Source organism: Acinetobacter endophylla (assembly GCF_053543775.1).
Window position 1 is genome coordinate 1 of the sequence record NZ_JBLVOM010000120.1, and the last position, 8,227, is coordinate 8,227.

Below are 8,227 nucleotides of genomic sequence, written 5' to 3' on the forward strand. Positions count from 1 at the left end.
GGTGATGTTCATGCGGTTGATGCAATAAGATTAAAACGAGTTAATGTCATGGGGTGTTTGCTTTCAACGGGGAAACTGGTGACAAGTTGTTTACAAGAGTCAGTTACAAGCACTTGGTTTTATGCCTATTTAACTGGAATAGCTCAACAAGTAAAACAGACTTATAACCTTCCATTGGTTCTTATTGTTGATAATGCCTCGATTCATAGAAGTAAAAAGATGGCTGATTACAGAGAGCTACTTAAAAGTAACTTTTCGACGAATTTGTATTTTATTCCAGCTTATAGCCCTGAGTTAAATCGAATCGAGATGGTATGGAAGCAGATGAAATATTATTGGCGAGATTTTCAAGTCATGACAGCTGATAAAATAGAGCAATGGGTGGAGAGAGTATCAAACCAATTCGGAAAAGAATACATGTTTACTTTTTAATGACAGCTTAATATTATAATAATTAGCATAAAAGATATCTATTTAAGAATAATAGATATCTTTTATAATTAAAAAAATAATCATCTGTTTAATTAATATTTATATAATAAGAACATTTAAAAAAATGATTCAAATCATAAATTATTTTAACTAGATCAAAGCCAATTAAGGGACAGCATTAACATTAGATCTCTTTCATAAATCAAAAAACGATCTTCTTTTTGGTTAATATTTGCACTCCGGATTTCTTAGCATTCGTGCATAATCTGCGGATGAAATACATCGATTCAAACAAGCTTTCTGATCCTCAGTTCAAGCGATATACAGGCATCTCATGGTCAACTTTCTATTTGATGGTTGAGCAATTGCAGAAGCATGTCTCTGCCAAAGGCAGACCGCCCAAGTTAAGCCTGGAGGATCAGGTTCTGCTCTGTCTGAGCTATTGGCGGGAATACCGAACCTTATTTCACGTTGCGACGAGTTACGGGGTTTCAGAGCCCACAGCGTCAAGAATTGTCCGTCATGTTGAAGACTGCCTGATTCGGTCCAATCTGTTTAATTTACCCAAAGATTTACCCGAGGGCGAAGGCATCGACTGGAATGTTGTGATCGTGGATGCCACGGAAATTCCAATCCAAAGGCCTAAAAAAACAGAAGAAAAGCTATAGCGGCAAGAAAAAGACCCATACCTTTAAAGTACAGGCCATGATTCACTACAAAACTCAGCAAATTCTGAGTTTATGTACCAGTCGCGGTGCAGTGCATGATTTCGAGTTGTTCAAACGCAATTTAAACCAGATTCCTTTTGGGGCTTTTATCCTTGCAGATAAAGGCTATCAGGGGATTTATGTGTTGTATCCGAATAGCCTGTTGCCATTAAAAGCCAAAAGACACTGTAAATTGGATCCTGAATTGAAAATCTATAATCAGGAAATTAATAAAAGAAGAATCGGAATTGAGCATGTATTTGGCAGCCTAAAAACCTTCAAAATCCTTGCTGAGCGTTATCGAAATAGAGGTAAAAGGCTTGGTTTGAGATTCAATTTAATCGCTGGAATCTACAACTTGGAACTGAGCAAAAAATGATTTATGAAAGAGGTCTATTTAATGCAGCAAAAGGAGGATTGTATCAAAATGAAGAATTTAACGCTTTTAATAAGCTTAGTTACTAGTCTAGTCCTATCAGGATGCTCATCTATGATGAAAAATAGTATTAGTTTCGCTATACATTATGATTCAGGAAAATTTGTTTATAAAAACAATTGGCCATTGTGTGATAATTTTTATGATAGCGATGGAAATATGCCTGTAAAAAGAAAAGCCAAATATTTAACTACAGATAGCTCTTGTAAAGTATCTCCTGATGGTTATGTCCCTGAACAAATTATTATTAAATATGCCCCTTGGTTGACTTATGAAGAGCAAATAAAAAAAGGATATGGTGTTCCTGAAGAACTACGTTATGCTCAAGGAGAAGAGGCAGCAAAAAAAAGACTCGCTATAATGGCAGCGAAACAGGAAGGTGTAGCAAAAATTCCAGCCACAGAATGGAAACGTATTATATTAACTCCCCCTCAAGAAGTAGAAAAGTATAAGTATCAAGTTCCTGAAGGTAAAGGTAACCGCAGTCGAGGCAAAGACATTCATTACCTCATTTCCCTGAATGCCGATGGTAGCTACGACATAAAAACCAAATTGTATTGGGTCTCAAAATATCAAGAATTCTGGAATTGAATTTCAATTGTAAGCCTATGATAAAGCCCGCTTGATTTCAGGTAGACTTCTGCTTATATAGCTATCTGTAAACAACTCAAGCTCATATTGTTCTCAATTTCCGATAATCAATCCAGTTACAATGAAACCCGACGGGTACACGTATTGGTAAATGAATGGTTGTAATCGGCCCTTCAGCCATATGCTGTGCATCCAGAATCACTACCCTAGATGGACTATCATCTAAAGCATGAACATACGACATCAGCCAGCCATCATTTTCAGCTTGAGCCCCTTCCCGTGCGACGAATATCACCTCTCCTGTCACCCAGTTTTCTCCAAAAGAATAGCTTTCTGAATTGCCAGTTTCCACATCATGGCTCAAAAGAGTATTGCTGCTGACACGAGAAGGATCATCAAACTCGCCAAAGGAAATAGTGTAGACATAACGATAAGACCGCCCCGTATAAGCTTCATTAATCCGTGGGAATTCCTGTTTCATCTCGGATAATACTGTCCGAGTCACTTTTCCAATGCCGTGTTCAAAAATGAACCGCTCCAGCCGAATATCCTGATCTTCAATCGGTCCCTGAATCGAACTGACCAATGCTTTGGAGTGCACCACCGCATCCATAACCACATCACCAGAATCCAGCTCATAAGCATTCACGGTATGAAAAATAAAACAGGGATCAATCTCATACCAGCGAATATCAATTGCCTTACCGCCAAAAGGCATTATACCAATGCGTGCCTGCCGTTTTAGATTCCATTGATATGGCAACATTGAACCCTTTAAAGCACTGCGTACAGAAAAGTTCACATTCAGATCCAGAATCAGCACCTGAGATTTGGTAATGGCACAATCATGAATCATCGGACCATGTTTCACTGGAATGTCGACATGATGTTTCAACTTACCTTTTGAATCTATCTGCAAATAAAAAACTTTGTTCTGACTTAAAGCATCATAACAAATCGCATGAATATCGCCCGTTTCAGGATCAATATGCGGATGGGCAGTAAATGGAAAATCCTGATCATCTTCAAATAAATGATGTCGTTTTGACTCCAGTGCAGCATTCAACTCAACTGGATATGCACCCGCTTCTACCAGTGCCCAGATTTTTCCGGCAAAGTGGATGACATTGGTATTGACTGCATCCGCGATACCTCGCGTTTTACCGGGAATTTGTGGTCGATGAAGTTTTTTCTGCACACTGGCAAAACCGATATAACTGCTTTTATACCAATGTGCCTCACCACCCTTCAGTCTGAGCGCATGCAACATGCCATCGCCCGTAAACCAGTGATAGTTGCGTGGGTTTTTGACTGTAATAGGATTTGGACCAATCCGCATTAATGCACCATCCAGTTCTGCAGGAATCTGCCCTTCAACCTTTAAATCTGTGGAAAAGTGTTCCTTCCGCTCTGGTGCAAATATACCTTCCAGATAGGGATTATCTGGCGAATATGGAATGCGCTGATGCAGGATTTCTGTACCGTACTGGATAGATTTACTGAGGGTATTCTTAAGCGCACTGCTCAGCGGTTTTGGCCACGGCATTGTTATTTTCCTTATTATATTTTTTCTTTGGATTATTCTGGAAGAAATGATAATAACAAAAGCAGGTCGGCTGGTTTCTGAATCTAGATTAACGGCGCGCTAAGTTAAACGCGCCGCAGCAGAGTATCAATTTTAGACTTTGATATCCAGAAGCTGAATAAACTCAAAAGCTGGCTCTTCATAAGGATGACTTTCTTTCAGCACCTTGGCCACATCGACTGCCTTTTCATCAGGCACCAGAATTTCTACCCGCCATTCTTCCACCTGTTCCAATTTTCCCACTTCACCAATATGAGGATCTGCACCTTCTTGCGGTTTAAACTGCCCAGTTCCTAAAACTTGCCAGGCGCAGTCCGTATACTCACCAATACCACCCGCTCCTGCTGCAAATATCGCATTCTTAGTGTCTTCCAGATTTTCATCCGGCACGTAATAAATCAGCTTTAACATATATTCCTTCCTGAAATTCAGTTACTTGTCGTATTGTTAAGCGCTTGGGTAATCATCTTCAATGCAGGATTTTGGGAATTCTTGTTAAATGTTGCATACAAGCCCAGTTTTGGCAGTGCCTGATCAGTCTGGACAATTTTTACATGCTCATTCAAAAAACGCAGTAAATATTCGGGCGCAAAACTAAAGCCCATTCCCATATTGGTCAGATTGATGTGTTGCAAGACATTGGTCACCCACAACAGCTGTTCATGTTCGAGTTGATCAATGCAGAGCAGTTTATCCAGCTTCTCATAAAATACGGGCGAAGCATTCTGCTCGCACATAATCATATTGTGATTTTTCAGTTCCTGTAATTTCAGGATTCGATCTGTAGAATGTAAGTGCTGAGCGGCTATCAGATAAATTTGCTCGGTTAATAAATGAATATTCTCAAAATCTGGATGGTCCAGATGAAAGCGGGTAATACATAAATCCAGTTCAGCATTTTTTAGCCGCTGAATCTGTTCCATACAGGTCAGGCTATGCAGATGGATTTTTAAGTCCGGCATGGTTTTTTTAAGCTGGGCCAGAATCTGTGGCATCACTTTTATTTCTGCGACATTCAGGAAGCCAATGTGAATCTGGTTATTTTTCTGCTGCGCAACCTGACGCGCTGCTGCTACTGCCAGTTTAGCATTTTCCAGTGCTTTTTCGGCATAGATCTGAAAAGCCTGCCCTTCATCGGTGAGTTTGACCTTTCTGGATGAACGATCAAACAGCATGACGCCTACTTCCTGCTCCAGATCCTTAATTTACTGGCTTAATGACGGCTGAGCGGTAAACAGTTTTTCGGCAGCCTTGGTAAAACTTTGTTGCTGCGCCACAGTAATAAAATAGCGTAAATGTCGAAGTTCCATAGCCTGCCCGGTTTCTGATCAGGTCAGCATCTTAAGATTATGACCCACGTATTGCAAATAAGAATAGGTCGATAGTTTATATGAATATCGCTATATCAACAGATCCTGTTTTACTAGACTGCCTGATTATATAGATAGCTTGTTCTTCACCTATACACATGGAGTCTTGTATGACACAACACTATGACACTGATGTTCTGATCATTGGTACCGGTCCTGCAGGTTCAACATTAGGTTTGGCTTTGGCGAATTATGGTATCAAGGTACAACTGTTTACCCAGTTTAGCTGGCTGGCCAATAGTCCGCGTGCCCATATTACCAATCAGCGTGCCATGGAAGTATTACGTGATTTAGGTATTGAAGAACAGGTTAAAGAGATTGCAACACCATGGGAACAGATGGGTGAAAGCCTGATTACCACCAGTCTGGTCGGCGAAGAAATCGCCCGTTTAAGTGCATGGGGTACCGGTGATGAACGTCATGGTGACTATATCCAAGGCAGTCCATGTCCATTAGTCGATCTGATTCAGCCAAAAATGGAAGCTTTACTGGTGAAAAATGCCGGTGAACGTGGTGCAATTTATAACTTCAATACTGAATAACTGTCACATGTGCAGGACGAAGATGGCGTGACTGCTACTTTCCTGAACCGCATTACCAATACTGAATTTAGCTTAAGAGCAAAATATCTGGTGGGTATGGATGGTGCTAAATCTCGTGTATTGGAACAGCTCGGCTTGCCACTGGAAGGCGTGATGGCACGTGCCGGTACCGTCTATGTGACCTTTAAAGCTGATCTTTCTCAATACGTTCAACATCGTCCTGCGATTCTGCAATGGATCGTGAATCCTGAAGCTAGCTTTGGCGACCTCGGCATGGGATTGTTACGTGCCATTACGCCATGGCATGAATGGATTATGGGTTGGGGCTTTGACATTTCCAAAGGCGAACCACAAGTGACTGAAGAACAGGTACGTGCCCGCCTGAATGCCTTTGTCGGTGCGAAAGTTGAAGGAGTCGAAATCCAGAAATTGTCGTACTGGTATGTGAACCAGACCTGGGCAACTGAATATTCTAAAGGTCGCGTATTCTGCGGTGGTGATGCGGTACACCGTCATCCACCATCGAGTGGCCTAGGTTCAAATACCTGCATGCAGGATGCCTTTAACCTAGGCTGGAAACTAGCATACGCGGTAAAAGGCTGGGCTGCATGTTAGCGGCAGTGTAAAAATGACCCCCTAATGGCATTTAAAAACTGACCCCCTTGGTTAATATAGCGGTCATTTTGGACTGCTCAACATGTTAACTTTGGAGCAAGCAGTGACAATCCAAATACTTCATCAGCAAGGTAAATCTATTAAAGCTATTACTCGTGAACTGGGGGTGTCCAGAAATACCGTACGTAAATATTTACGGCAAAACACCACACCTCAGTATCAGCGTATACAGCCTAGAATAAGTATCCTTGACCCATATAAACCCTATTTACTCCAACGTGTAAACGCAGCTCATCCTGAATGGATTCCTGCTGTTGTGCTCTACCAGGAAATTTTAGGGTTGGGATATCCAGGAAAGATCAGGATCTTGAGGGAATATCTTGCAACATTAAAACCAGTTGCTAAACCGGAACCGATCATTCGTTTTGAAACCCAACCTGGCCAACAAATGCAGGTGGATTTCACCACGATTCGACGCAACAACACGACTTTGAAAGCGTTTGTCGCAACATTAGGGTATTCCAGAGCGACTTTCGTGAAATTTTATGATCATGAACGTACCGATGCATGGATCGATGGTCTAGAAAATGCATTTCAGTTTTTTGCAGGAGTACCTCAAGAAATCCTGTTTGATAACGCTAAAACGATCATGATTGAACGGGATGCCTATCAGGAGGGGCAGCATAAATGGAACCCCAAACTGCTCGACTGCGCCAAGAAATACAGCTTTCGTCCTCGCGTATGTAAGCCCTACCGTGCACAGACCAAAGGCAAAGTTGAACGCTTTAATGGATACCTCAAATCAAGCTTTATTGTGCCATTGAAAGCAAGCCTGAAGACTTCGGGTTTACTGTTAGATGTTGATGTCGCCAATGCCCACATTGGCCGGTGGCTGCATGAAACCGCCAATCAGCGGTTTCATGCCACCACGCAAGAAAAACCGGCTGTTCGACTGCAACAAGAGCAGCAAAAATTTACGCCATTACCGCAATCAGATACAGGTTCCAGCACTGTACCTGTTGCAGCAGCACAGCATGTCATGCCCTACGAGAGTTTGCAGCATCCCTTATCGGTATATGACCAGTTGCTGGGAGTTTCCTGATGAATCTGCAATACGACCGTATAGAGCAGCTTTGCCAAAAGCTCAATCTGCCTGCCATCGCATCACAATGGTCACATCATGCACAACAAACATTAGGTCAGGATGGAAGTTATGCCGACTTTGTTGAAGCGATCTTGACGCATGAATATGCTGCCAGGCAACAGCGCAGTCAGCAGGTACTGATGAAACTCTCAGGCCTGCCTCAAGTCAAAACCCTGGAAGACTATGATTTTAATTATGCCCTAGGGGCCCCTAAATCACAGGTGATTGAACTGTTCAATCTGAGCTTTATTGCTAGAGCAGAAAATGTGGTGTTTCTGGGGGCTAGCGGAGTAGGAAAAACGCACTTATCTATGGCATTAGGCTATAAGGCCATCATGAACAACATTAAGATCAAGTTCATTACCGCAGCGGATTTAATGCTGCAACTGAGTACAGCCTATCAGCAAGGTAAATTGAAAACCTATATGCAGCGTGCGGTACTGGGACCAAAGTTACTGATTATCGATGAAATTGGTTATTTACCATTTGGACGTGAAGAAGCGAATCTGTTCTTTAACGTGATTGCCAAGCGTTATGAAAAAGGCAGTACGATATTGACGAGTAACTTACCCTTTAGCCAATGGTCTAAGTCATTTGCGGATGATGTCACGTTGACCGCTGCGATGTTAGATCGGCTATTACATCACTGTCATGTGGTACAGATATCGGGTGAGAGTTATCGTTTGAAGGATAAAAAAAGAATTGGGATTCAGCCGCAGGTTGAAACTTAATACGAGATCAAAGGGGTCAATTTTACTTTGCCATTTGTAAGGTAAAAGGGGTCAATTTTAGAATGCCGTTGACA

8 protein-coding genes and 2 pseudogenes are annotated in these 8,227 nt (G+C 41.8%); 7 read left to right on the forward strand and 3 right to left on the reverse strand.

Annotation, left to right across the window (positions count from 1 at the left end; genetic code table 11):
• Positions 1-24 precede the first annotated feature (24 nt).
• The 4 genes from ACNPNW_RS05580 (at position 25) to ACNPNW_RS05595 (ending at position 2,166) form a co-directional block, all read left to right on the forward strand.
• The gene (locus ACNPNW_RS05580) at positions 25-432 is read left to right on the forward strand and encodes a transposase (RefSeq protein ID WP_448766611.1); all 408 of its coding nucleotides are present in this window, start codon (positions 25-27) and stop codon (positions 430-432) included.
• Positions 433-704: 272 nt separating this feature from the next.
• Positions 705-1,100 (forward strand): transposase family protein, encoded by a 396-nt coding sequence (locus tag ACNPNW_RS05585; RefSeq protein ID WP_008306679.1) that lies wholly within the window; start codon positions 705-707, stop codon positions 1,098-1,100.
• The gene (locus ACNPNW_RS05590; RefSeq protein ID WP_004809604.1) at positions 1,048-1,518 is read left to right on the forward strand and encodes an IS5/IS1182 family transposase; all 471 of its coding nucleotides are present in this window, start codon (positions 1,048-1,050) and stop codon (positions 1,516-1,518) included. Before ACNPNW_RS05585 ends, ACNPNW_RS05590 begins: the two co-directional genes overlap by 53 nt.
• Before the next feature lie 48 nt (positions 1,519-1,566).
• Positions 1,567-2,166, forward strand: coding sequence for a hypothetical protein (locus ACNPNW_RS05595; RefSeq protein WP_448766686.1), 600 nt, complete (start codon positions 1,567-1,569; stop codon positions 2,164-2,166).
• Between the two features lie 82 nt (positions 2,167-2,248).
• On the opposite strand, the gene ACNPNW_RS05600 is transcribed toward ACNPNW_RS05595, so the two are convergent.
• The 3 genes and pseudogenes from ACNPNW_RS05600 to ACNPNW_RS05610 form a co-directional block, all read right to left on the reverse strand.
• The gene (locus ACNPNW_RS05600; RefSeq protein ID WP_448766687.1) at positions 2,249-3,712 is read right to left on the reverse strand and encodes a carotenoid oxygenase family protein; all 1,464 of its coding nucleotides are present in this window, start codon (positions 3,710-3,712) and stop codon (positions 2,249-2,251) included.
• A 132-nt stretch (positions 3,713-3,844) separates the two neighbouring features.
• Complete coding sequence (locus tag ACNPNW_RS05605; RefSeq protein ID WP_005247560.1) at positions 3,845-4,162, reverse strand: YqfO family protein; 318 nt, start codon at positions 4,160-4,162, stop codon at positions 3,845-3,847.
• Between the two features lie 17 nt (positions 4,163-4,179).
• Positions 4,180-5,061 (reverse strand): annotated as a pseudogene (locus ACNPNW_RS05610) (LysR family transcriptional regulator).
• 170 nt (positions 5,062-5,231) lie between these two features.
• On the opposite strand from ACNPNW_RS05610, the pseudogene ACNPNW_RS05615 reads away from it, so the two are divergent.
• The 3 genes and pseudogenes from ACNPNW_RS05615 to istB all read left to right on the forward strand — a co-directional run.
• Positions 5,232-6,272 (forward strand): annotated as a pseudogene (locus ACNPNW_RS05615) (FAD-dependent oxidoreductase); the annotation flags it as partial.
• Positions 6,273-6,360: 88 nt separating this feature from the next.
• Entirely contained in the window at positions 6,361-7,380 is a 1,020-nt protein-coding gene (gene istA / locus ACNPNW_RS05620) for an IS21-like element ISAba8 family transposase (protein WP_448766467.1), read from the forward strand.
• Positions 7,380-8,153 carry an IS21-like element ISAba8 family helper ATPase IstB gene (istB, locus tag ACNPNW_RS05625; protein WP_001053379.1) on the forward strand — a complete coding sequence of 258 codons (774 nt, stop codon included), beginning with the start codon at positions 7,380-7,382 and terminating at the stop codon, positions 8,151-8,153. The genes istA and istB overlap by 1 nt, the downstream gene beginning before the upstream one ends.
• Positions 8,154-8,227 lie beyond the last annotated feature (74 nt).